General features: G+C 54.0%; 20 protein-coding genes. 14 read left to right on the top strand and 6 right to left on the bottom strand.

Annotation, left to right across the window (positions count from 1 at the left end; genetic code table 11):
• Nucleotides 1–60: 60 nt before the first annotated feature.
• The 6 genes from GSQ86_RS21140 (at nt 61) to GSQ86_RS21115 (ending at nt 9294) form a co-directional block, all read left to right on the top strand.
• Complete coding sequence (locus GSQ86_RS21140) at nt 61–2583, top strand: glycogen/starch/alpha-glucan phosphorylase (RefSeq protein ID WP_158752140.1); 2523 nt, start codon at nt 61–63, stop codon at nt 2581–2583.
• Complete coding sequence (gene glgX / locus GSQ86_RS21135) at nt 2553–4775, top strand: glycogen debranching protein GlgX (protein ID WP_254062532.1); 2223 nt, start codon at nt 2553–2555, stop codon at nt 4773–4775. Before GSQ86_RS21140 ends, glgX begins: the two co-directional genes overlap by 31 nt.
• Before the next feature lie 296 nt (nt 4776–5071).
• Nucleotides 5072–6655, top strand: a complete 1584-nt coding sequence (locus GSQ86_RS21130; RefSeq protein ID WP_216841238.1) for a mechanosensitive ion channel family protein — start codon at nt 5072–5074, stop codon at nt 6653–6655.
• 157 nt (nt 6656–6812) lie between these two features.
• Nucleotides 6813–7622, top strand: a complete 810-nt coding sequence (gene ppk2 / locus GSQ86_RS21125; RefSeq protein WP_158752138.1) for a polyphosphate kinase 2 — start codon at nt 6813–6815, stop codon at nt 7620–7622.
• A 432-nt stretch (nt 7623–8054) separates the two neighbouring features.
• Nucleotides 8055–8612 (top strand): DUF4136 domain-containing protein, encoded by a 558-nt coding sequence (locus tag GSQ86_RS21120; RefSeq protein ID WP_158752137.1) that lies wholly within the window; start codon nt 8055–8057, stop codon nt 8610–8612.
• A 172-nt stretch (nt 8613–8784) separates the two neighbouring features.
• The gene (locus GSQ86_RS21115; RefSeq protein ID WP_158752136.1) at nt 8785–9294 is read left to right on the top strand and encodes a hypothetical protein; all 510 of its coding nucleotides are present in this window, start codon (nt 8785–8787) and stop codon (nt 9292–9294) included.
• Nucleotides 9295–9444: 150 nt separating this feature from the next.
• Here GSQ86_RS21115 and GSQ86_RS21110 read toward each other — a convergent pair whose 3' ends face one another.
• The 4 genes from GSQ86_RS21110 to GSQ86_RS24025 all read right to left on the bottom strand — a co-directional run bounded on the left by GSQ86_RS21110 (nt 9445) and on the right by GSQ86_RS24025 (nt 12701).
• Nucleotides 9445–9837: a potassium channel family protein gene (locus tag GSQ86_RS21110; RefSeq protein WP_216841237.1), complete on the bottom strand. Its 393-nt coding sequence runs from the start codon at nt 9835–9837 to the stop codon at nt 9445–9447.
• 580 nt (nt 9838–10417) lie between these two features.
• A complete protein-coding gene (locus tag GSQ86_RS21105) occupies nt 10418–11503 on the bottom strand; it encodes an AI-2E family transporter (protein WP_158752134.1) in 1086 nt (361 codons plus the stop codon).
• A gap of 167 nt (nt 11504–11670) precedes the next feature.
• The gene (locus GSQ86_RS21100; RefSeq protein ID WP_158752133.1) at nt 11671–12156 is read right to left on the bottom strand and encodes a hypothetical protein; all 486 of its coding nucleotides are present in this window, start codon (nt 12154–12156) and stop codon (nt 11671–11673) included.
• Nucleotides 12157–12515: 359 nt separating this feature from the next.
• Entirely contained in the window at nt 12516–12701 is a 186-nt protein-coding gene (locus GSQ86_RS24025; protein WP_371720726.1) for a hypothetical protein, read from the bottom strand.
• 328 nt (nt 12702–13029) lie between these two features.
• Between GSQ86_RS24025 and GSQ86_RS21090 the strand changes: the two genes are divergently transcribed.
• From GSQ86_RS21090 to GSQ86_RS21060, 7 genes are all read left to right on the top strand, one after another.
• Nucleotides 13030–13713, top strand: a complete 684-nt coding sequence (locus GSQ86_RS21090) for a class D sortase (RefSeq protein WP_158752131.1) — start codon at nt 13030–13032, stop codon at nt 13711–13713.
• Nucleotides 13714–13813: 100 nt separating this feature from the next.
• The gene (locus GSQ86_RS21085; protein ID WP_158752130.1) at nt 13814–14593 is read left to right on the top strand and encodes an LPXTG cell wall anchor domain-containing protein; all 780 of its coding nucleotides are present in this window, start codon (nt 13814–13816) and stop codon (nt 14591–14593) included.
• Nucleotides 14594–15049: 456 nt separating this feature from the next.
• Nucleotides 15050–15946 carry an OmpA family protein gene (locus GSQ86_RS21080; protein WP_158752129.1) on the top strand — a complete coding sequence of 299 codons (897 nt, stop codon included), beginning with the start codon at nt 15050–15052 and terminating at the stop codon, nt 15944–15946.
• Nucleotides 15947–16182: 236 nt separating this feature from the next.
• Entirely contained in the window at nt 16183–16434 is a 252-nt protein-coding gene (locus GSQ86_RS21075) for a hypothetical protein (RefSeq protein WP_216841236.1), read from the top strand.
• 171 nt (nt 16435–16605) lie between these two features.
• Entirely contained in the window at nt 16606–16752 is a 147-nt protein-coding gene (locus GSQ86_RS24020; RefSeq protein WP_158752128.1) for a hypothetical protein, read from the top strand.
• Nucleotides 16753–16898: 146 nt separating this feature from the next.
• Nucleotides 16899–19652 carry a glucosidase gene (locus GSQ86_RS21065; protein ID WP_158752127.1) on the top strand — a complete coding sequence of 918 codons (2754 nt, stop codon included), beginning with the start codon at nt 16899–16901 and terminating at the stop codon, nt 19650–19652.
• 229 nt (nt 19653–19881) lie between these two features.
• On the top strand, nt 19882–21489 hold the full coding sequence (locus GSQ86_RS21060) for a hypothetical protein (RefSeq protein WP_158752126.1): 1608 nt from the start codon (nt 19882–19884) through the stop codon (nt 21487–21489).
• A 183-nt stretch (nt 21490–21672) separates the two neighbouring features.
• On the opposite strand, the gene GSQ86_RS21055 is transcribed toward GSQ86_RS21060, so the two are convergent.
• Together GSQ86_RS21055 and GSQ86_RS23710 are read right to left on the bottom strand one after the other, a co-directional pair.
• Entirely contained in the window at nt 21673–22668 is a 996-nt protein-coding gene (locus GSQ86_RS21055; RefSeq protein ID WP_158752125.1) for a DUF2950 domain-containing protein, read from the bottom strand.
• Between the two features lie 30 nt (nt 22669–22698).
• Complete coding sequence (locus tag GSQ86_RS23710) at nt 22699–24072, bottom strand: DUF3300 domain-containing protein (RefSeq protein WP_174239999.1); 1374 nt, start codon at nt 24070–24072, stop codon at nt 22699–22701.
• Nucleotides 24073–24687: 615 nt separating this feature from the next.
• On the opposite strand from GSQ86_RS23710, the gene GSQ86_RS21045 reads away from it, so the two are divergent.
• Nucleotides 24688–25074, top strand: coding sequence for a SemiSWEET family sugar transporter (locus GSQ86_RS21045; RefSeq protein ID WP_158752123.1), 387 nt, complete (start codon nt 24688–24690; stop codon nt 25072–25074).
• The last annotated feature ends 17 nt before the right edge of the window (nt 25075–25091 follow it).

The following is a 25091-nucleotide window of genomic DNA, read 5'->3' as shown; positions in this document are numbered from 1 at the left end:
TCATTCCGACAGACGAAGCAACCCGAACAACTGCGCATATGAAGCGGAAAGGTTAAGGCAATGAGTGCAAAGGCTGCGATGGAATCAAGGGCAACGACGGCGCATCCGGATGTGGCACAACTCATGAGGCAATATGGATGCGGCCCGATTCAGTTCACCGGCAATGATGGGTTGTATGAGCGGCATCTCCTTTTTGACAACGTCCAGGACGAAGAGAGGATGGGCGCGAGAGAGCGTTTCGAGGCGGCAGCGCGGTCTATCCGCGATGTGCTTTCGCAGCGGTGGGTTCTTACTGAAAAAACCTACGAACACGAGAATGCCAAACGCGTTTACTACTTATCGATGGAGTTTCTTCTGGGCCGCTCGCTGTCCAACAATATCACTAATCTATTGTTCAGCCGGATTGCGGAGCAGATAGAGAAAGAGAAGAAAATCGACTTCTTCCCCATACAAGAGGAGGAGCCCGATGCTGGTCTAGGGAATGGAGGGCTCGGGCGACTGGCGGCATGCTTCCTTGATTCCATGGCTACCCTCCAGTTGCCAGCAACTGGTTACGGTCTGCGTTACGAGTACGGCATCTTCAGACAGGTGATTGAGGACGGCTGGCAAAAGGAACAGCCGGACAACTGGCTGCGTATACCGGACCCGTGGGAAGTGATCCGTCCACATGAGAGGGTCGAAATCAAACTGAACTGCTCTTTCGAATTACACGACGGAATGTTGCGGGCTGTGACGGGTCGCCCGTCATTCTTGTACGGCATACCCTTCGATCGACCGATCGTGGGTTATGGCGGAAAAACGATTAACACCCTACGGCTGTGGGCAGCGGCCACAGCAGACTACTTCGATTTTCAGAAGTTCAGCAGCGGTGATTTTGTCGGCGCGCTTACCGAGACTCTTGCTGCCGAATCCCTGACGCGAGTGCTGTATCCCGACGATAGCACCAGCATGGGTAAGGCTTTGCGCCTGGTGCAGGAGTATTTTCTTGTGGCCTGTTCACTTGCCGATCTTGTGAGGCGTTTCCGAAGAAACAACTCCGACTGGAGTACTCTGCCTGACAAAGCAGCCATCCAGTTGAATGATACGCATCCGACGCTTGCCGTACCGGAATTGATGCGCATCCTGTTGGATGACGAGCACCTCGAATGGGAGCAGGCATGGGATATCACGCAGCGGACACTGGCTTACACGAACCATACGCTGCTGCCTGAAGCGTTAGAGAAGTGGCCCGTTGAATGGTTTGAGGCAATCATGCCCCGCCATCTGGAGATCATCTATGAGATCAACCGCCGCTTCCTCGGCTCGGTCAGGGAGCGTTTCCCCGGAGATGAAGGGCGTGTTGGCCGCGTGAGTTTGATCGAAGAGGGGCTGAAGCGCAACGTTCGCATGGCCAACCTGGCAATCGTTGGATCGCACAGTACGAATGGGGTCGCGGCGATCCACTCGGAATTGCTTCGTACCGTGACGGTTAAAGACCTGGCTGAGATGTATCCTGATCGCTTCAATAACAAGACAAACGGCGTGACACCACGGCGCTGGCTACTGCTTGCCAATCCCGCACTTTCCGGCGCTATCACTGAAGCCATCGGCGATGCCTGGATCACTGATCTAAGCCAATTGAAGAAGCTTTCATCGCTTGCGGACGACAAAGGTTTTCATAAGGCCTTCCTTAAGGCCAAACGCGATGCCAAGGTTCAATTTGCCACCTGGCTCAAAACAACGACGGGCCAAATTGTGGACTGCGACACAATCATCGATTGCCAGGTGAAGCGGATCCACGAATACAAGCGGCAACTATTGAATGCACTGAGAATCGTGGTGCTGTACAACCGGTTGCGGGAAAACCCGAATCTTGAGATGGCGCACCGTACGTTCATTTTTGCGGGTAAAGCTGCACCTGCCTATAGACTGGCGAAGCTCATCATCAAGTTCATTAACAACCTCGCAGGGACCATAGATGGTGATCCCACAGTTCGAGAACGAATCAAGGTATTATTCCTGCCCGAGTATTGCGTTTCAATGGCGGAGCACCTGATTCCGGCAACCGATATATCGAACCAGATTTCGACGGCTGGATACGAGGCGAGTGGCACCAGCAATATGAAATTCATGATGAACGGAGCACTCACAATTGGGACTAGAGATGGCGCTACGATTGAGATGGCGGAGGAGGCAGGGGAGGAGAACTTCTTTCTGTTTGGCCTGACAGCTGAGCAAGTGGCCGACAGCCGCGGCTGGTATAACCCCTGGTGGCACTATCAGAACGATCCGGAAACGCGCGCGGCCCTGAACATGATCTTCTCCGATTACTTCAGCCGCAATGAACCCGGCGTCTTTGAACCATTACGCGAAACACTGCTGACTGGTGGAGATCACTACATGCATCTCGCGGATCTCAATTCTTATCTCGACGCCGATCAACAGTTGTGCACTCTATACTCCAATCCGGATGCTTGGGCGAGGAAAGCAATCCTGAACATTGCGGGTTCGGGAAAGTTTTCGAGCGATCGTACGATTACTGACTACGCGACAGAAATCTGGAAGGTGGGATCATGTCCGATTCCAGAGTGCGGAGTGAAATGAAGCACGGACTTGGGGGAACAACGCAATTGATCGCTGCCCAACCAGTAATCGATAAGACTCAGAGCGTTCCCAGCGAAGCGCTTCGTGGTCAAAGCTGCCCATTGGGCGCGACGCCGGGAGCAAACGGCGCGAACTTCAGCGTGTACTCACGCGATGCCTCCGGCGTGGACTTGCTGCTTTTCGACAGGGACGATGCCCGACCGGCGCGAGTAATTCCTCTCGACCCATTCATCAACCACACCTACCATTACTGGCACCTCTTTGTGCCGGGAGTGAAAGTGGGACAGATCTACGGATATCGAGTGCGGGGACCCTTCGATCCATCGGCGGGAATGCGCTTTGATGACTCCAAAGTTCTGCTCGATCCGTATGGTCGTGGGATTGTTGTTCCGAAGAATTACTCTCGCGACGAAGCACAGAGACCGGGCGATAACGCCGCAACTGCGATGAAGAGCGTCGTAGTTGATTCAAGGGCGTATGACTGGGAGGGCGATACACCGCTCGCTGGTCCGCCTTCGCGCACGATCATCTACGAAATGCACGTCAAGGGCTTTACACAGCATCCGAGTTCGGGCATCAGTGAAGAGACGCGAGGCACCTATCGCGGACTCATCGAGAAGATCCCGTATCTGCAGGACCTCGGTATTTCGGCTGTTGAACTGCTTCCGGTATTTCAGTTCGATGCACAGGATTGTCCTCCGGGACGCGTCAATTACTGGGGTTATGCTCCCGTCTCTTTCTTCGCGCCACACCAGGGATACAGCTCGGGTCGCGACTCGTTGGCCCCTGTCACTGAGTTTCGCGACATGGTTAAAGCCCTGCACCGGGCGGGCATTGAGGTCATCCTTGATGTTGTCTTCAATCACACGGCGGAAGGCGATCACTGTGGACCAACGTTCTGTTTTCGCGGGTTTGACAACAACGCTTACTACGTCCTGGAGCAGGACCGTTCACGTTACGCAAACTTCAGTGGCACGGGAAATACGCTCAATGCCAATCATCCTATTGTTCGACGTATGATCGTCGACAGCATCCGCTACTGGGTGCAAGAGATGCATGTGGACGGGTTCCGCTTCGACCTTGCGTCCATTCTCGCGCGCGATTCAAGCGGCCATGTCATGGCTAACCCTCCGGTTCTTTGGGATATTGAATCCGACCCGACACTCGCTGGGACAAAGATGATTGCCGAAGCCTGGGACGCGGCTGGACTCTATCAGGTTGGCAGTTTCGTTGGAGATAGCTGGCGGGAGTGGAATGGACGCTTTCGGGACGACGTGCGCAGTTTCTTCCGCGGCGATGAAGGCGCCGTGCGGCATTTCGCCGATCGCTTGCTCGGCAGCCACGAGATGTACTGGCACAAGGAGCGCGAAGCGGAACAAAGTGTGAACTTCGTAACTTGCCATGATGGATTCACACTCAATGACGTGGTCTCTTACAACCAGAAGCACAACGAGGCAAATGGCGAGAACAATAGAGACGGTGGTGACGATAATCGAAGCTGGAATTGCGGAGCCGAGGGGTCAACGAATGATCCTACAATCGAGGAACTCCGAAATCGTCAGGTGAAAAATTTTATGACTGTGACGCTGCTTTCGCTCGGCATCCCAATGTTTGTCATGGGCGATGAGGTCCGGCGAACGCAGCTTGGTAACAACAATGCTTACTGCCGGGACGCAGATATTAACTGGTTCGATTGGTCTCTGCTCAACCAACACGCGGATGTACATCGCTTCGTGAAGTTGCTCATCAATAGAAGGCTGTTGCGAGATGCCAGCGATCAACGACAGCGAATAACCCTGACCGAACTGATCGCCAAAGGCTCCAAAGGCTGGCATGGAGTGAAGCTTGACCAACCCGACTGGAGCACCTGTTCGCACAGTATCGCGTTCAGCGCTGAGTTGGCGAGGGAAAATGTTCTTATCCATTTCATCTTCAACGCATATTGGGAAGCTCTCGATTTCGAATTACCGCGCGTGGGGAATGGGAGTGAGAGCTTATGGCAACGATGGATTGACACTTCTCTGCCTGCACCGCAGGACATTGTACCGTGGCAAGAATCGCCCTTCATTGTTGAACAGACATATAAGGCAGGGCCTCGATCATTGGTCATCCTTTGGGCACGCATCGGCGACGGCCTGCTTGCGTCTATAGCTCTAGCTGAGTCCAGCGGTGGTTCCAGGGCTATGCTGTGAATTGGTTGATCTTGCTGTTGTGAAAATCTTGCCATTTTTGTGAGTGCCTCCCTCTGAGATAACTTGCAGCTCTCAGCATTCCAAGCGTTGGGCGAGATCGAAAGTGTTACCGATAGAGTCGCGCGATGAAGAGACCGATTCTCCGTGTTTATCATGTGGCCATAATTTGCCTGCTTCAGGCGAGCAATGCTTGGCCCGCAATGGCCCAACAGCAGTCGACTGCTCCGACGAACAACCAATCTGTCAGTGAACAGGAAATTCCGGAGGAAGAAGCCACCCCAGCCGGCCAGGTACTGGTGGATGGCCGTCCGGTGTTGACGGTTTATGAGCAGGTTGCCAATCTTACTCCTGAGGCTCGTGCACAAGGAATTGAAAGGCGCATCGTCGCGCTCGCCAAAGAAACAAGCATTCCAGCAGAATCGGTGCGGATTCGACCACGTGATTCCTGGACCGAAATTTTAACCGACAGCACCGTGATTATGGCCGTCACCGACGCCGATGCCAAGGCGACTGGCAAGAGTCGTCAACTACTTGCCTTGGAGGATGCGGAGAGTATCCGTCGGACCATCCAGACTTACCGACAGGAACATAGCTGGAGGATGATACTGCGTGCAATCTTCAAGACCGCTCTGGTCGTTCTTGTTTTGCTCGTAATCCTCTGGCTTGTCCGGCGGTGTCGGTTGTTCTTTCGGGTTCGAATTTTGGAACGGATTCAGAAAAGTACAATACTCAAAGAGGAGTCGGCTTGGCATCTCTCTATCGCCTACGTTGGCCCGATGATTCTGGCTATAGGAACTCTCCTGCGATGGTTACTTATCCTGGCTCTATTAGAAGCCGCTTTGACGATTACCCTGGGCTTCTACTCCTCAACTCGTGAAATATCACTTACGGTAACCCGGTGGTTATTTACGCAGTTGGAGATGCTGGGCGCGTCTGCAGTGAACTATCTCCCGAACCTGTTAGTCGTCGCTGTGATTGCGATAATTACTAATCATGCTATTCGGCTGGTAAAGCTGATTTTTGGCCAGATTCGTAAGGGCGATGTGAAGATTCCCGGCTTCTATCCGGATTGGGCCGACCCGACGGCAAAGCTGATACGGATGCTACTTCTCGTTCTCGCGTTGATCGTGGCATTTCCGTATCTCCCCGGCGCCGCAAGTCCTGCATTTCGAGGCATCTCCATCTTTCTAGGCGTGCTGTTGTCATTGGGTTCTTCTTCGGCTGTAGCCAGCGCCATCGCGGGCGTGATCCTTACCTATATGCGGTCGTTCCTGGTTGGGGATTGGGTTCAGATTGCCGACACCATGGGAGAAGTGGTCGAAAGGACTCTGCTGGTGACGCGTCTACTCACGCCGAAGGCCGAGGTCATTACAATCCCCAACTCTACTGTTATGAGCGGACCCGTTAAGAACTATAGTACCGAGGCGAAGAAAGCGGGCGTCATCTTTTATACGGCGGTAACTATTGGCTTTGACGCGCCTTGGCGGACCGTTCATGAATTGCTTATTGACGCGGCACTGAACACCGACCATGTATTACAGCAACCGGCTCCATTCGTGCTGCAGAGGTCACTTGACGATTTTTATGTGACTTACGAACTAAATGCTTATACCGATACTCCCCGCGAAGTGCTGAACATATATTCGGCTCTCCATCGAAACATTCAGGACAAGTTCAATGATGCCGGGGTTGAGATTTGTTCTCCGCACTTTTCTTCGTTGCGGGATGGAAACACGATTGCGATTCCCGGGCAATATATCAAACCAGATTACAAGGCACCTGCTTTCAGGATGAATCTGGCTGGCGCCGAAAACAACGGTGCTAACCGAGCGACCTCGATTTCCGGCTTATCCCCGACGAACGAGTCCCCAACCCAATGAGAATCAGTCCTCTATGTAATCGTCACTGTTGTTTTTGACAGTATCCAGATTTCCATTCGCCCACTAGCCTTAAGTCTTTGGTGAAAATCTGCCCTCGCCATTTCGCGATTTTGCGAAACCTCAAACGGCGCGGCCTTCCTAAAGAGGCGATCAATCCATGGCGGAAACAGTAAACGGCAAGAACGACGACAGCCTGAATAATAAACAGTACATGAAAGAACTTCGACGCCTCCAGGCAGAGTTGTGCAAGCTTCAAGACTGGGTCAAATACAAGGGAGTTCGAGCGATTGTCGTATTTGAGGGACGAGATGCCGCAGGCAAAGGAGGAACGATCCGCGCGATGACCGAACGGGTGAGCCCTCGTGTGTTCCGGGTCGTAGCCTTGCCTGCTCCATCTGACCGCGAAAAGACCCAGATGTTCATGCAGCGTTATATCGATCGTTTTCCTGCCGGGGGCGAGATCGTGATCTTCGATCGCAGTTGGTACAACCGAGCCGGCGTGGAGCACGTAATGGGCTTCTGCACCAAGGATCAACATCGCACTTTCCTTGAGCAATGCCCCCAGCTAGAAAAGTACATCGTGGATGCTGGGATCATTCTCATCAAATACTGGCTGGAAGTGGGCCCTGATGAGCAGGAAAGGCGATTCAAGGCACGGATTGCTGACCCACTACGGCAATGGAAGCTGAGCCCGATGGATGTCGAGTCGTTCGGCCGCTGGTATGACTATTCAATGGCGCGTGACGCCATGCTGAAGGCAACCGACAGCAGGCATGCTCCCTGGTTCGTCGTTCGTTCCGATAACAAGAAGAAGGCACGGCTCAACTGTATCTCGCATTTCCTGAGCACGATTCCCTATGGAAAAGTTCCGCGGGAAAAGGTGAAACTGCCACCGCGAGACAACCGCAAACGATATGACGATCAAGCCCCACTGAAGAAGGCGCATTTCATTCCCGAGATTTATTGACACTGCTCGTGCAGGAATGTTCATATCTCGGCTGAATCTTCGGAATCAGCAGGGTGCTTTTGAGTAAAAAATGAATGTCTAGGCACGTCATATCCCGGTTTCTTCTATCACAGACAGGCTGCCCGCCTGCACACCAAAAACCATACGTGCGGACGTGATCGTAGGCATTGCGCTTGCAGGCTTGTCGGTCCCGGAGGGAGTGGCCTATGCGGGCATTGCCGAAGTCCCGCCGCAGAGATCTCCGAAGGTGGATTGCGGGAATCTGTTTAGACTTACAAGTTCTGATCTGCCAGCCTTTGCACATCTGTCAAGACTGACAGTTCACATCGCCGTTTCAGGCTCTTAGCATTAGCATGAATTCGCGAAGACGGACAAGCTAAGAGGGTGGAACGTCGACGTGGCGCAACAAACTCGATGGATCGGAGATTAGATATGAAGAGGATTTCGTTTATTTGGCTAGCCCTATTGTTCACCATTGCGAGCAGCGCCCTCGGCCAGGATGTTCGCTACAACTTCGACAAGAACGCCGATTTTTCGACCTTCAAAACATACAAATGGGTAACCCTCAAGGGCGCAACTCCGATGGATGATCTCACGGACAAACAGATCAAGGAAGCAATCGATGCTCAGTTGGCAACGAAAGGTCTGACCAAGGTAGAGGGGGATGACGCCAATCTTCTTATCGGCTATCAGGCCGCGGTGGGCACGGAAAAGCAATTCACATCTTACGATTCCGGCTGGGGATATGGGCCGGGATGGTACGGACGCGGATGGTATGGTGGCGGAGGGGGGATGACAACTGGCCAAACCTCGACCATTTATACCGGGCAACTCGCTGTGGATATGTATAGCCCGGCGGGTCATGACCTTGTCTGGAGAGGAGTGGTGAGCAAGACCCTCGATCCGAAAGCGAAGCCGGACAAGCGCCAGAAGAACCTCACAAAGGCACTTACAAAGCTCTTTAAGAACTACCCACCAAAGGCGCAGTAGCTTTACTCGATCCGGTCGATTGCGGACCAGATCATCGTTGCATTGCGTTTAGCCGCAATGAGTCGCGGAACGTGTCGCGGATTTTGGTGAGCAATCTATGGCGGGAAAATTCGTGCAGAGTTTACTGAGCCAGGGAACCTCGAGTGCCGTAAGTAAATTCAGGATCGTGTCAATGCGCTCTCCGCTTCGTGGCTGGATATTGCCAATAATCGTTCTTGCAATCCTCCTTGCAACACTGCCTGGCGCAATCCACCGGCTGATTCAAACTGGCAATCCCTACTTGTTTTCGCAAGAGTTCTTCGAGGATATGGTGGCGCGCCTCTCAGGACCGGGCCGGTTCCGATTTATCCTGCAGCCCGTCGTGGCTATTTTTCTTGGCTCGCGCGACGGTGTGAAAGATGCGCGGAAACATGCGCATCCATTTCTTTGGGGACTGATCTTCCATCGAGAGCATCGGCCACAGCTGTTGCGGAGCGCCCTTGAATCTGTTCGCAATCTGGTTGCCATCGCAATCCTGCTGGATATCATTTCTCAATATCTTATCTTTCGCCAGATTCATCCAGGCGCTGCTTTAATCCTTGGCCCAGTGCTAATTTCCGTGCCTTACACGACGGCCCGCGCACTGGCAAACCGTATTGCGCGTCGCGGCGGACAGGGACCCGCGGCGAGTCCTGCAAGCTGATTCGTCAAGTGACGGGAGCGGCACCACATAATTAGACCTCATTGATGTCGGTCAAGCATTTGCGCTTTTGGCTATTCATAGATACGCAAGATTACGACTGACGAAACCCATCGCCTGCACCGAAGTTTGCAGGACTATATTCCGCGTGATTTATTCCTGGGCTCGCTCCTTATATGCACTCACCAATAACGCGACCGTAATTGCAACGTAGAGAACTCCGGTGACCCCTTCCAACGCCGCGAGCATGCGGACTTCACCGTCAAGCGGGACAATATCTCCGTAACCAATCGTAGAGAGAGTTACCAGGCTGAAGTACAACAGTTCGCTTTGACGGTCGGCGATCGTGGCATTGTTGAAGAGAAACGATCTCGGACTGAAGACGTCGATCGCGCTGTAAACGGCAAACCATTGCATCCCGAGCAACAAGTAAATACTGATCGCGGTATAGAGGTGCGCAGTCAGGATAGTACGTGAATTTCTTAGATACGAGAAGAGTCCGACAACCGCGAGCGTGAAGAACGCGGCCAGTACCACCCATTTCATTCCTATCAATATTCGATTGGGAAAGAAGGTGCTCGCAAAGCTCAAGAGCGATGCGCCCGACATTAGCAGTATCGAGGGCAATACCCAGCCCTTTGTCTGTGACAATCTGAATGTCGCCAGGATGATCGGCACAAACATCAACCATCCTAGAATTAATCTTCGCAAACCATCGTGATCCAGCACCGGATAGATCAAGATGACCGACAACAGTGATAGCGGGAGAAATAAATCTGGCCGTGATTGAAGTTTTATATGCATCCGAAGTCAATATGCCGGCCCCTTTGTTTTATGCCAAAGGCTCGCGTTCGCGACTGCTCCTTTGGATGGTTAGTGACATCCTCTGATAGTTCGAATTCTGATTACGTGCAGGAAGTAAATGAATTGGGCGATTTGAGGACCACATGGGAGAACGCTCTCGCCCCTTCGTCGCTTTTCCGGACAAGTGACCTTCTCGTTCAACTGTTGAGAACAGGCGTCGGTGTTGAAAAACTCAGTACAAATCAGTCCGAGTATGCCCGATAAGCCGCACATCCCAAATCTTGTCGTGTCCTTCGTAGGTGTTGTCAGCTGGATTGGACGGTCAAATCCCTTGCTTCGCCTGTACTGGGCCTTCGAGCCATGCGAGGAAGAGCTTATAGCCCACCGACAGAACGATGGCACCCAGGAAAAGGCCGATGATGCCCACCGCAATGAATCCCCCAATCGCGCCCAGGAAAACCACCGCGATAGGAACTGCCACTCCGCGCCCTAGCAGCATGGGCTTCAACACGTTATCCATGAGCGCGACAAACAGACACCAGATCATAAATACGATCGCCTTTGTCGTACTGGCTATCGCAAACATATAAATGACTGGGAGAATAAGCACCGGGCCTCCAAGTTGAAGGACGGCAGAGAAGAGGAAGACCAACGTCCACAATCCAGCGCCGGGCAGTCCGGCCACCAGAAACCCAAGGCCGGCACATATTGTTTGGATGACGGCAACACCGAGGATTCCGTTCGTAACGCTTCGGATGGTGGATCCTGCAAGTTCCTCAAACTCAGGACCCTGGTCACCAAAAAGGCGGCCGGCTAAGGAACGGCTGACTGTCGCGCAACCTGAAGCATTCGCAAGTAGAACTGCCGCTACCACAATGGCGAGGACAAATTGCAGTACGGTGAGGCCGATTCCTGCCGAAGCAGAGAGCAGCACTGGGACAAGCGCTCGAATCTGAGGGGACAGACTTTTCAGCAAGCCGGTCAGGTTCGTAGAAGCCATACCCCACGACTTTGCCAAAGACGGCCCGATAAGAGGCCAGTTTTCGACGCTGGCAGGAGGCGGGGGAATGCTAAGGGTTCCATCCTTGATGTGAGCGCTGAGCGTTCCGATACTCTCGATCATTGTTTCGGTCAGCAACGCGACCGGAACGATCAATACCGCCAGAAAAACCAAGGCAAATAGAACCGCAGCCAGCGTCCCGCGCCCACCAAGAAGGCTCCGCAACTTTCGGTATGCTGGATATATGGCGATTGCTATGACAATGCCCCAGGCTACCAGAGGTAGAAATGGGCGCAGGATCAACAGGCAAGCTGCGGTGAGGAGAAGGGCCAGGCCGACGTGGATTGTAACTTCGAGGGCGCGACGTACCCGAATCCTGTTGTCGTTGAGAGATTCTTCGATGGCCATGGTTAACTCCTCCGGGATACGGATGAGGCTACGGTCCGATGCTGCTTCGTCGTCATACGGTATTCGGCGGGAACAGCGATCAGGGCAAAGCCTCTGATCATAGCTCCTTGGATCTCAATTCAACCCTGTTCCGAAGGAGCCCGACCACCCCCTTCTACAACCTGCCACTACCTTAAGAGCGGAATCTCGGACGACAACTCCAGGTTGATAATCAGGCTGAGCCTGGCGTCCACTTGATAGAACTTCGCTGCTCGCTTTCCACCCAAGGCCTTTTGGAATTTCGGCCAATAGTCTTCCCGTAACTTAGTGGTTTTGGAATCGATGCTGAACATTTGCTTGGCCAGGTCATCTGCTTTGGCATCGTCTAGAGCGTCGTAATTGGCCGCATAGTCCTTGATTAGCTTCCAGCGATCGTCACCGATGACCTGCTGGTCGCGCGCGTAGTCCCGATAGATGGGCCAGAACGCCGCCGACTCCTGATCGTTAAACGCCATGGTGTGTGTAATGATGTCGTTTTTCTCCGCCTGCACATCGGAGCGAAGTAGTTGGATGTCAGAATCGCTGAGCGGCTTGGCAGTAACATCAGCGGTTTGTGCCAGTGCCGATGGCATGAATAGAACACACATGGCACAAATGACAATTACTGTTTTCATAAAATTTTCTCCTCGTTGAATCTGCACTTAAGGGGTTGGCTTCTAGCCCTTTGTCCCGCAACTATCGGCTGCCAGCGTGGCGGGGATCGGATCGCTGCGAGACGTCTATCCCTTGGGAAGTCTTATTGTCCGTTCGCTGAGAGAAATGGGATACTGGCAAATCTGCCAGTCAGGTGACATATCGCGCTCAAGTGCCGCCACACTGATTTCTTGTGAGCGACAACGAACTCCCGATCACACCGCCCAAAATGTCGGCTTGACTCGGGGGCTCGAATAGGAGCAGCCATTCACGCTCTGTTTGCTCGGGCAGTCCCTCACCGGAGCCTCCGATTCTTGGTGAGAATCGAGCTAGGTCTGCTTCAGCGTGCGCGTGCAAGGGCACTTCGACGCGCGGACCGGGCGCACTGGAGAACTCCCCCAAGGCCCAGGATGCGTTCGTTGAGCAGATGCAGCACCCAGGTACGAATATGTTCCGGGTCGAGTTGAGCGGGTGACTTGTCAAAGTAGCTCGCAAACTCAGCCACTAGCCTGGTGTAGAAATGAATCGTACGGGAAGCTGGTTGCAGAGCCGGAAATCTTCACTTTAATGTCAGCCGTCAAGGCTGTATTGACTAACAAGTCCTTTGTTTCTTTCACCTTGCCAGATGAGCAATATTGGTGTGGTTTCTGTTTCTCTGGATAGTGGGACATTAGCTGCAAGGGATGGCGGCGGAGAGAGAACGTGGTTGACGAGATATGCGGGGCCGTGCTGCGAATTACCATTCCAGACTGTTAGTAGTGACAGTTACGCGATTGATTAGTTAACTGTACTGTCTTGACAGGAGGAGTGCCGTACGCCTAAGTTCCTCTCTTGGTTGGCGAGGGTAAGCCACGATGCAATGGATGAGGAAGGTCGAGCGCCTGCTGCTCATTGTTGGGGTGTTGATGCTCTGCGTCTATGTGGGAGCTCGCATCCATGGTTTCATTCTGTCACGTGCGGAAGTCAAGAGATTCAAGAGCCAGCAATTGCTGGCCCAGGAGCTTCACAACGGAACTGAAGCAACTGGCAAGGCGCCCGATTTCAGTCTTTGGTCGCCGAAACGCATTCAGGGCTACCAGGAAAGTCTGGCTTCTCATTTCACTCCCGCGATGGCCCTGCTCCGCATTCCGAAGATTCATCTGGAAGTTCCGGTTCTCGAGGGCACTGATGATCTTAGTTTGAATCGGGCCGTTGGACACATTGCAGGTACGGCCAGACCGGGAGAAACCAGCGACGGCAATATCGGAATCGCCGGCCATAGGGACGGGTTTTTTCGAGGACTGAAGGATGTTGCCACGGGAGACACGATCGAGATCATGACGCAAAAGGAAACTACTACGTATGTAATTGACCAGATCACCATAGTCGATCCAAGTGATGTCTCGGTTCTTGCTTCACGGTTGCGTCCTTCCGTAACGCTGGTGACTTGCTACCCGTTCTACTTCGTGGGCAGCGCTCCTCAGCGATACATCGTTCAGGCTTCCCTGGCGAGTTCAGTCGGGACGAGCGTGAGCGCTGATAAGAATGCGAAATTGTGAAGAATCAACGAATGTGAAACGCAAATGTAAGCAGCTGTTTTAGTAACCGGCACTACGGGCTCCGGCTCCTAGTTCCGAAAGCCAACAAGGAGAGGACACAATGAACCGAAGCAACAGATACATACGATCGTGGTTTGTGCTCGCGGTGGGGGCCGTCTGCCTGACCTTTGCCCTGAGCGGAAGCTCACAGGTACAAACACAGACCTCTACTACAACTGGACAGTCGAGCAAGGAGCTGAAGGTAGATCATGCACAAGTTGTAGATGTCATCGGGAATGACCTGATAGTCAAGATGGAAGACGGCACGATCCGGCATATAGCAAACGTGCCTGAAAGCGCCCGCGTTACCGTGGATGGTAAGCAACTGGGGATTCATGATCTGAAAGCAGGTATGACTCTCCAGAGAACGATAGTCACAACCACAACTCCTAAAGTGATTACCACTACACAGACAGTTACGGGCAAGGTGTGGCACGTGCAGCCGCCTTCGTCAGTTATTCTGACGCTGGAGGACGGAACGAATCAACAATTCAAGATTCCCAAGGGCCAGAAGTTTAACGTTGACGGACAAATGGTGGATGCATGGGGCTTGAAGAAGGGCATGAAGGTCTCCGCAACGAAGGTGGTGGAAGAACCGATCACGCAGGTGGAGCATGCAAGACACCTGACCGGCCAGATGCCGCCTGCACCGACGCCACCGACAGCGGACGCTCCCATCCTGGTCGCTGTAGAAGCTTCACCGGCGGCTGCACCTACAGCTACGGAAGGCGCTCCTGCAGCCTTGCCGAAGACGGGAAGCGAGTTGCCGCTATATGGACTGCTGGGAATTTTGAGCCTGGCGTCAGCATTTGGTCTAAGACTGATTCGCAAAGCCGCATAATCTTTGGCGCGATTTTCGGCAGCTGGGCCTGTTTCATGCTCTATGCAGTGAGCAGAAGCAGGCCCGGTCTTTTTGGTAGGCTGATACCGTCAGATGTTACGCAGAATTGAATAGCTTTATTCGGTAATAGTAACGTGCCTACTATACGACTCTGACGAATAAAATCGGTTAGTTACTAATCTGGCTTGACGGGGCAGAGTTGATTCCAGGTACTCTCCCAATTACCGCATCGAAAAATATCACACTGAGAAAGTGTGACACTGGCAGAACTAACAGTTTGCAGAACCTGGTAAGTCTGAGACATTTCTCCGTAGCCTTGACGATCTCGTTACAGAGGCAGTATGAAGTTAGCCTCAAGCGCAAGTATCGGTAATGTTCGGTGCTCACGTGAATTGCGAGTTGGCGCACTCCTGATTGCTTTGAACCCGGATTGTCACGTTGAGAACGGAGAATGCCATGACCAAGTACAAATTGTCACGCCTCGCGTATGTTGCTGCTCTATCCATCATCGGCCTCACATTATTCAGTACGGCGGTCACGGCGCAATCCGTAAAGGTCGAGGGTCTGATCCAGGCAAGGAGCGGCGACACAATTATCCTGAAAACCTCCGATTCCCCAAACCTTGTAGTCTTACTGACCGATAGCACAGACGTAGCCCAGGTGCAGGGAATGCTCAAGGCGCGCAAGAAGGAAATGTCAATGGCTGCTCTCATTCCCGGACTGCCCGTTAAGGTAGAAGGTACATACAACGATCAAAGACAACTAGTAGCCAACTCGGTGAGGTTCAAGGGCAATGATTTGGAGCAGGCCCAAGCCATTTCAGCCGGCATGCACGAAACCAAGGCACAAACTCAACAGAACAAGGAAGAGCTGGAGAGACAACAAGCGCAGTTAACTGACCAGCAGACCAAGGTTGCGGCGAATAAGGCGGCCATCGACGCCGCCGTCGCGCGCTTTGGTCAACTGGACGATTACTACATTAGGGACGAGGTAACAGTTTACTTCGACAACGGCAAGGTCAACGTTGATCCGAAATACAATTCGCAGTTGCTGGCGCTGACTGAAAAAGCGAAGGCAATCGAGGGCTACATGATCGAAGTGAAGGGCTACGCCTCTGTGACTGGTAGCACAGCTTTGAACCAGAAACTTAGCGAAGACCGCGCCAACAATGTGACGACCATCCTGCTTCAGCAGGGGCGCGTCTCGCTCACCAGAATGCTGGCACCGGGTGCGATGGGAGAAAGTGAGCAAGTCGGCAATGAAAAGACGGTGGAAGGGCAGGCGGAAAATCGTCGTGTAGTAGTGCGCGTTCTGCAAAATAAAGCCATTGCCGGAAATATAGAGGGCAACTAGTTGCCTTCCGCTCATTTGCCTTCCACTCATCAAAGCGCTCTATTCAGAGAGGGGCTAAGTTGCTGTAACCTCTTAAACGCGTTCATTAGAGACTGTTAGCCTTGGCAGCTTGTCGACGGATATCTTACCTGCCAGGTTTTGCATGTGGACAGGAAGATCAGGGCCTTTGCATCCTAGAGTATCGATGAATCCACTGAGACAAATCCGCTCCTGTATTTCGATCATCGTTCTCAGCAGTGGATCCTCTGGTTTCGACTTTGTGCGCCCTGGCTCCTGAAAATGTGGGACAGGACCACTACGACATAACGCGAGAAGTGCAGCGTGTGCTTCAGCGGTTCAAGGATCTGCAGGAAATCATCGCCACTCTCGGCATGGATGAACTGTCCCCGCAAAACAGGCTCACCGTCCTTCGCGCTCGCAAGATTCAACGTTTTCTCAGCCAGCCATTCAGCGTGGCACAGGTGTTCACGGGCCGTGAAGGGAAATAGGTTCCCGTGGCTGAGACCGTTCGGGCCTTTAAGGCAATCTCCGAAGGCAAACACGACGACGTGCCGGAAAGCAATTTCTACATGAAGGGCAATATTGAGGAAATCAGACAGGACTAAGAGTTGAAGTGTTGATTGCTGGAATAACGTCCGGCGGGTGGATATGTTGAAAGCATGGGCAGCACAACAAAACTCGAGATTGTGACGCCGGAAGCCGTAGTCTACTCAGAGGATGTGAACATGGTCACGCTGCCTTGTGTCGAGGGAATCCGTGGACTTTTTTCGAACTGTCATTTCTGGCAGTATGAAGCTCGACCATAAAGCTCTACTATCTTGTCGATTCAGGTGGGATGAGCCGTGCCGGCCCGACGCCCCTCGTTACACACACCGCGACTTTGACCACTGATCCCGCGGCAAGCGTCCGACGCAGCCTCCCGACAGCCCCGGCTGGAGTGAAGGAGAGAGCAATGGCAGCTGAAAAAAAGAAGCCCACCCCATTTTCATATGCCGAGGTGACTGAACAGAAACGATTGAACGACGCCCGCGAACAACATATTCCGTGGAAGAAGTGGGGTCCCTATCTCAGCGAACGGCAGTGGGGCACGGTGCGCGAGGACTACAGCAAAGACGGCAATGCCTGGGACTATTTCACCCACGACCAAGCTCGTTCACGCGCCTACCGCTGGGGTGAAGATGGATTGGCAGGGTACTCCGACGATGAGCAACAGCTTTGTTTTGCGCTGGCTCTGTGGAACGGACGCGACCCGATTCTAAAGGAGCGCCTCTTTGGCCTGACAAACAGCGAATCCAACCATGGCGAAGACGTCAAGGAGTATTACTTCTATCTCGACAGCACACCTACGCATTCCTACATGAAATATCTCTACAAGTACCCGCAGACGGAGTTCCCTTATCGCGATCTGGTGGAAACCAGCGGCCGGCGCTCGCGGGAAGAGCTTGAGTACGAACTTCTCGACACGGGCATTTTTGACGACGACCGATATTTCGACGTCTTTGTAGAGTATGCGAAGGCTGATCCGGAAGACACGCTGATCCGAATATCAGTCCACAATCGGGGTCCTGAAGCAGCCCAGATCCATGTACTGCCGACGCTGTGGTATCGAAACACCTGGACTTGGGAGGAAGGCGAGCAGAAGCCTACGCTGCGCCAGATTGATGGAAGTAAGATCCATGCGTCTCATCCCAGGCTTGGTGAGTACACATTGCACTGTGAAGGCGCAGCGGAACTGCTTTTCACCGAGAACGAATCAAACGCCAGCCACCTTTGGGGGCAGCCTAATCCATCACCGTATGTTAAAGACGCCTTTCACCAGTATGTGATCTCCGGCGCGCACGACGTTGTGAATCCAGCGAAGACAGGGACCAAAGCTGCAGCCCAATATGTGCTTGAAGTTCCAGCGAACGGAAGCAAGATTGTGCGTTTGCGTTTGAGTGCCAAGCCGTCGAGTGAGGCATTTGGCCAGTTTGATCAGGTCGTCGACAGCCGTATCACGGATGCCAACGAGTTTTATGAACGGATTACTCCGAAGGAATTGGGCGAGGATGAACGTCGTGTCCACCGACAGGCGCTGGCCGGGATGTTGTGGTCCAAGCAGTATTACCATTTCGATCTCGATCGATGGCTGACCGAGCATGACGCTCATCCCTTGGTTGGATCCGGCAATGGAATCTCGCGAAACGCTGAATGGTTTCACATGCTGAACAGTGACATCATCTCCATGCCTGACAAGTGGGAGTATCCGTGGTACGCGGCGTGGGATCTGGCGTTTCATACGCTGGCACTTTCACTGGTGGACTTCGACTTCGCCAAAGAACAGCTCCTGCTGATGTTGAGGAACCTGTATGCGCATCCGAATGGCCAGATTCCGGCGTATGAGTGGAACTTCGGCGACGTGAATCCTCCGGTCCACGCATGGGCGACCGTCTTTCTTTACAGGATTGAGTCAGAGCTGGGGCGGGCTGATCTACGCTTCCTGGAACGCTCTTTCCAAGGGCTGATGCTGAATTTCAACTGGTGGGTTAACCGCAAGGACCCGCAAGGACGCAATGTGTTCGCAGGCGGATTTCTTGGGCTCGATAACATCGGGGTTTTCGATCGTAGTGCGGAGCTCCCTACGGGTGGCCATCTGGATCAAGCCGACGGCACCGCATGGATGGCGTTTTATTGCCTGTGCATGCTTGAGATTGCGCTCATCCTGACCGAGTACGACCAGATGTACGAAGAGATCGCCTATCGTTTTCTGGAGCATTTCGTCTGGATCAGCTATGCAATGGATCGAATTGGAGTTCATCACGACGAAATGTGGGACACGGAAGACGGCTTCTTCTACGATCTGCTGCATTTCCCGAATGGCGATGCCGTGCGCCTGAAGATCCGCTCGATGGTGGGCCTGTTGCCACTCTGCGCTGCAGCCGTATTCGAGGTGGACACGTTTGGGCACCATCCGCGCATGCGTGAACTGATTGAGTTGTTCCGAAAACGCCATCCCGAGGTCCTGGAAAAGATCGCGATAGCGGACAACAGCTTCCAGGGATACGGGGATCGAAGGATGATCGCAGTCTGCAATAAGGAAAAGCTGCGACGCATCCTCGGTTATATGCTCGACGAAGACGAATTTCTCAGTCCGTATGGAATTCGCTCTCTGTCGAAGTATCATCTCGAGCACCCCTTCGTGCTTCATCTCGACGGACAAGAATACAAAGTTCAGTACCTTCCTGCAGAGTCGAATACCGGCATGTTTGGTGGCAATTCCAACTGGCGTGGGCCGATATGGATGCCGGTAAATGGCTTGTTGATACGCGGCCTGTTGGCGATGTATCCGTTTTATGGCGATGACTTCAAGGTTGAATGTCCGACTGGTTCAGGAAATTACCTGACGCTGTTTGAAGTGGCGAAAGAAATCAGCCGCAGATTGTCGAGCATCTTTCTGCGAGATGCAAATGGTCTACGGCCAGTCTATGGAGGAACGAAAAAAATTCAGGAGGATCCCCACTGGCGGGATTACATCCTGTTCTATGAGTACTTCCATGGCGATAACGGCGCCGGGCTGGGGGCCAGCCACCAGACTGGGTGGACTGGGCTGATCGCTCGCATCATGGACCTGTCCGCGCGCCTAAAGGCCGAAGAAATACTGAAGTTGAACAAAGGCGTGCTGGCTGAGATGACTCGAGAGCAGGTTGCGGGGCAAAGGGCTCGATGATTAAGAAGCGGGATCTGCAGCGACGCCCGAGACCGTCGTCCAAAAGATCTTGCTTCGCCGTTGCTGGCCTTCGAACTAGAAATCCCGGTCACCAGATAAGCGGGTGGCCCAGCGAATGCGTGAACGAAGCGCATTCGCGAGTGAAGCACCAACGCGTCGCCAGCCCCTAAAGGGAGAGTTGCAGTAAAGCAGGATCGTCTCCGCCTGCGCTACTAGGGGGAAACGCCGTATGCGAATGAAAAGTCAGTTCAGTCAGAGGTGGATCATCTTTGCTTCGATCCTGCTGGTCTTTGCTAGCCTTATTCCATCGGCTTCCGCAAAGGGCCAGCCTCTATCAGATGCCGGATCAAACGCGCCGGGGCACGAGCTCTTTCGATTCAACTTCGACAGCAGGTATGGAACACTCGCCTCCGGCTTCGATCCATCGCTTCGTTCCTACCGGTATGCCTATCTCAAGATCGACAAGCTTCCGGATAGCTCCGGCACGGTATCCTCCGGCGTTTTGGATTCAGCCGGCGTGGTTCAGTCTTCACGCCAGCCACTCCCCGACACCAACGTAAAGTGGATAGCTGCCATCCAGGAGTCGCTTCTCTATACGGGCATCATGCATACATTCAACATCTGGACAGAGCCCGGAACCCGCGACACGTTGAATGGACACTGGCTTACGCACTATCTGGATTCTGTGAGCGAACTGCGCGGCTGGAGCGACAGCGACCGATTCATGGCGCCATATGTAGGCCACACGATTGAAGGCTCTATCTTCGGATATATCGAGCGCCAAAATGACCCCAGGTACAGCAAGGTCCAGTGGGGAGATGGCCGCGTCTACTACATGAGTCTTTTGCATTCCTTGGCATATTCGGCCGTCTGGCATACGCAATGGAAGATCGGCCCTGCCAGCGAGGCCTCGATCGGCAACGTGATGCTGCATGCCTCTCCCGGGTTCATTACCCTCGTCGACACGCCCACGCTCGGCACGGTCGAAATGATCGGAGAAGACGCCGCAGACCGATATCTGATCATGGGGCTGGAGAACCGGACGACCAATCGAGCTTTAATCGCGCTCACCCGGAGTTTCCTGAATCCTGGCCGATCGTTCGCAAACGTGATGGCATTCAAGGTGCCGTGGCGTCGCGAAGATCGCATCGGTTTGGGCGGAGAAGAGTATCGCGCTCGCAAAGAACTCGTTGCGGAATACAAGGCGGGCGGCGAGAAGCCCTTCGAATATGTTCGCCTGCCTCAGCCCGACGACGATCGCGAGTATCCAAAGGAAGCGGACATCGAGTTGACGGCCTTCCCGGTTTACGAAACCTTCATTGGACACGGCGGGAGCTGTGTTGGTGGTGGCGGCTCGGGAGCGAGTCGCATTAATCCTAGCTTGCAACTCGTCGCCGAAGTGAGTGGATGCCTGATCATGCACATGCCCGCTGCGAATCAGAGCGCCGACTCCCTGTTTTATGGCGGCGGACTGCGCTGGACTCCGCTGGCGGCACATCGCGTTTCACCCTATGCGCAAGTGATGTTCGGCGGCAAGAAAGTAACTCACGAAACCGACGATCTTGCTCTACGAACTCAGTTGTTAGACGAATGGGACGACGGCAAAGGGACTTTGCCGCATTACCCAAAGCGCAGCGATTGGTCGGTCGAAGTCGCAAACAATGGCCCGGCTCTCGGCTTCGGAGGCGGCTTTGACGTAGTGGTCGCCCGGCCCTTCGCCTGGCGTCTCCTCAATGTCGAGTACACCCATTCCTGGATTGGAGATGTGGGCACGATCCAACCACAAAACACACTGCGGATCACCACCGGCGCAGTATTACGTATCGGCACGTGGTAATGCGTGCCCTATATGTGCGTGAGTACTTCGACGGTGGAGGTATAGCCCGTATCGCTCTGTAGAATCTTCGCATCACGACCTGATCAATATCAGGCCGTTTCTTCATGCCGGGCCATGCAGACGGTCACTCATTGCGACGCCTCTGTTCCCCTTGGGATTGGCGCACCAGTCAACCGGGAACTACTACTGGTCTTCACCGACCGGGCTCCAGGAGCTATCTGGGTTGAAGAGCTCCATCTTCTTGAACTCGTCAAGGGTGGTAGGCCCAAAATTCTTCTCGTACACAACACCGTCATTGCTGACAATGAAGGTCTTCACACCGGTCACGCGGTACTCGGCTGGTGCCGCTACCAACGCAAAGCCCCCGATCATCACGCCTTTCACTACGTAGTCCATCTGTCCCAGCGGCGCGTCGGGTCCCTGCCCCTTCAAGACCTTAAAAAAGTAGCCGTGGTACGGCTCCTCACGGCTCGTGTAACCCTGGGCAATCGCCTTGGCAATTTCTTCGCCAATTGGACCTTCCCAAGTGCCATCGGACTTTTGCCATGCCAGACCGTCCTGTTTCCCAGGAGTGCTGATGATGCGCTGCGCGTACTGGTTCACGTCGTAGCCCTCGCGCGGTTGGAGAGCATATTCTTCCTGTGCTTCCACATAGCCGTGGCAAATTTGAATGGCGTCGAGTTCGTTAGCTCCGATGCGGCGGTACAACAGTTCCTGGCGGCCGGCTTTGCCGTCGAAATACCATTTGCCGCTTCTCTTTACGATCGGCACAGGAAAGGGCCATTCCTCGTTGCCCACCAGAAGGAATGCGCGATTCCCGGTCTTCGGATTTACAGAAACGGTTTCCTTTTCGTGTGCTTTGGCAGCGAAATCAGCGGCACGCTTTCGATCCTGTACGACTTCCCCGCTAAATACAATATCCACGCCGTCGGCTCCAAAAATATGCATCAGAGCTGTTTCATCGAACCGATCGGCCGCGTCGAGCAACGCATCGACAGCCTGCTGCGGGGTGTCAAAGCCTTTGGGACTTCCGGCAGCGTCTGCGGTCGCTGCCGGACTCTCTTTTGCCGTGGATTGCTGGGCAACGAGAAGAACCGGAGCAGACAGACAGCCCACAGCTACTGCGCACGCAATCCAGGCGAGTCTGGAGAGATTTGCTTTCCCAGTTGTTGATTTCATCTCAATGCTCCTGTGATTTTCTTCCATGACTTACCTGCGCCGTGCACCGCCGCCTCGACTTGCACCGCCCCCTCGAGATCCCATGCTGGACGAGCCCCGGCTACTGCTGGCGCGCGCGGTCGATCCGTTATATCCCCTCGACCCTCCGCCGAATGCATCCCGATTGCCGCCACCGCTGCGTGAAAGATCCCGGCTGCCTATGCTGTTCGTTCCACCAGCACCACCGCGGTTACCAACTCCTCCGGCACCACCAGCTCCTCCACGATTACCGACTCCTCCGGCGCCGCCAGCTCCACCAGGGCCTCCAGCACTGCCCCGGTTACCAACACCGCCAGCACCTCCAGCGCCGCCGCGATCGCTGGCCAGATTGCCGCCCTGTCGTCCAACTTGTTGCCGCGCGCCAGCTTGACGGTTGGCTAATGAGTCTCCGCGAGCGGTGCCGCCAAACCGGTCTGCGGTAGCCCGGTCGCGATACGGAGCGCCCCCTCGATGTTGCGGATTATGCTGCCACCTGTTGCCACCGGCACCGCCAGCTCCCCCGACACCGCCAGGGCCACCCACTCCTCCAGCGCCGCCGACACCGCCGACACCGCCAGCACCCCCGGCTCCCCCACGAGCGGGTAGTTGCGACGGTCGATTGCCTCCGTTAACACGATTACCGCCGTTAATATTGGTGTTGCGGTTGAAATTGTTGTTGCGGTTAATGGTGATGTCATTATTGCCGCCCCAACCGCATCCCCAGCCCCAGCCACCGCCGCCCCAGAATGCACCCATGGCAACGCCGATGCCGAAAGAGATCGCCATTCCCGCCGCGTAGTACCCTGGCGGCGGATAGTAGATAGGAGGATAAGGGTATACCGGTGGTCCATACACCACCGTAGGATTGTAGGAAGGCACATACACGACCTGTGGATTCGCCTGTTCTACGACGATCACGCTCTTGCTTTCAATGACCTTGGTTTCTACCTTCTGCTGTTCAGTCGATTTCAGATTGCCGGTATCCTGGGCCTTCTTGCGCATACGCTGTACGGCTTCCATGACATCATTTTGCTGGGCGAGAAACGCGTTGCCGAGATCGGTGGCCCATTGGATGTCGTCTGCCAGACGCTTGACTACGTCGGGCAAGCCGGCCAGAGCCTGAACGCTCGGGTCCCAAGGCTGCTTCGCCACAGCATCGGCGAGCGCTTTGTCCTTCAACCCCGAGTTCTTCGAAAGCCATTGTTGGAGCTGAATGATCTCGAGAGGGTAAGTCGATGCGGCAAGAACCTGGGCCAGCATTGGATCGGGATAGAGCGCAATTGGCGCCACTAGAGAATCGAGTTGGTCGGGAGGGATCTTCGCAGGCTGTTGCTGTGTCGTTGACGCCTGTCCCGTTGACGCCTGCGCCGGCCGAGGCGACGGCATAATTGCCAGGGAGTCTCCTGGTACGAGAGTAATAGTGCATATCACAACCACCAGACGTCGAATTCCTGCACTCAATGTTCTTAGTTCCGGGTTCATGGCCACCTTCCCTCCCCGTTCCGGATGAGGCACGCCTTCATATCGTGCCGGTAATTCACCGCAGAGTCGTTTCGACATACCTATGAGGGGATCGCATACTGCAGTCTGCCCGAAAGGCGTCGTGATTCAGTGACGAATCAGAAAAGATGCGCCAAGGACCATATGAACACGGGGTTTCGCGATATCCCGACAGGTCAACTCGAAGCATCCGCAAGCAGTCACCGCGTATCACCGGCCGCTCCTCAGCCCTCCCTACTCGATCATGTCTCGCGATTCTAGGTCGCACCGTTTCGCGGCGCACCTGTTGAAATTGACAGACTTCAGATTGGACACAGCAGTTTAGCTACGGGCCCGGCGAGTACCGGCTTACAAACAGGAGGGGCCTGTTTCAACTGACAGTTGGCAATTGTACTTAGCTGTTTACGATACGGGATAGAGATAACGATCCTCCTGATGTTACTTGTTAACCCGCCCAACACAAACTTGCGCGCGGAGGCACAAATGTCCCGATTCAATTCAGTGACGCTCATTATTCCTTGTGTGTTTCTCTTCACGCTTTATGGCTGTCAGGGTCCGGTTCCGCACGACGTGCATAGCTTGTTCATTCCAAGATTTCTCCGGTCAGAGCTCTTCGGCTTCCTGGCAGGAATGGGAACAACTTTCGCCGCGTTGCCCGATCTGATCGCGATGCTTAGGCGCCGCTCCAGCGCTGGGATGAACCCCAGGATGGCGGCAATCATAGGTACGTTTCAAATTCTTTGGGTTTACTACGGCTTATTGATTATTTCGCGACCTGTGGTCGTGTGGAACGTGATTGGCGTGTTGATTAATTTTCTCAGCGTCGGCGCCTACGTTTATTTCTCCCGCAAAGAAAAATTGCTCGCAGCGAGTCGTGTCGGGAGTTGACGAGCACCCATGCACAC

It is taken from the genome of Acidobacterium sp. S8 (assembly GCF_009765985.1).
Classification (GTDB): Bacteria; Acidobacteriota; Terriglobia; order Terriglobales; family Acidobacteriaceae; genus Alloacidobacterium.
This window is presented reverse-complemented; position numbering and strand designations above follow the sequence as displayed.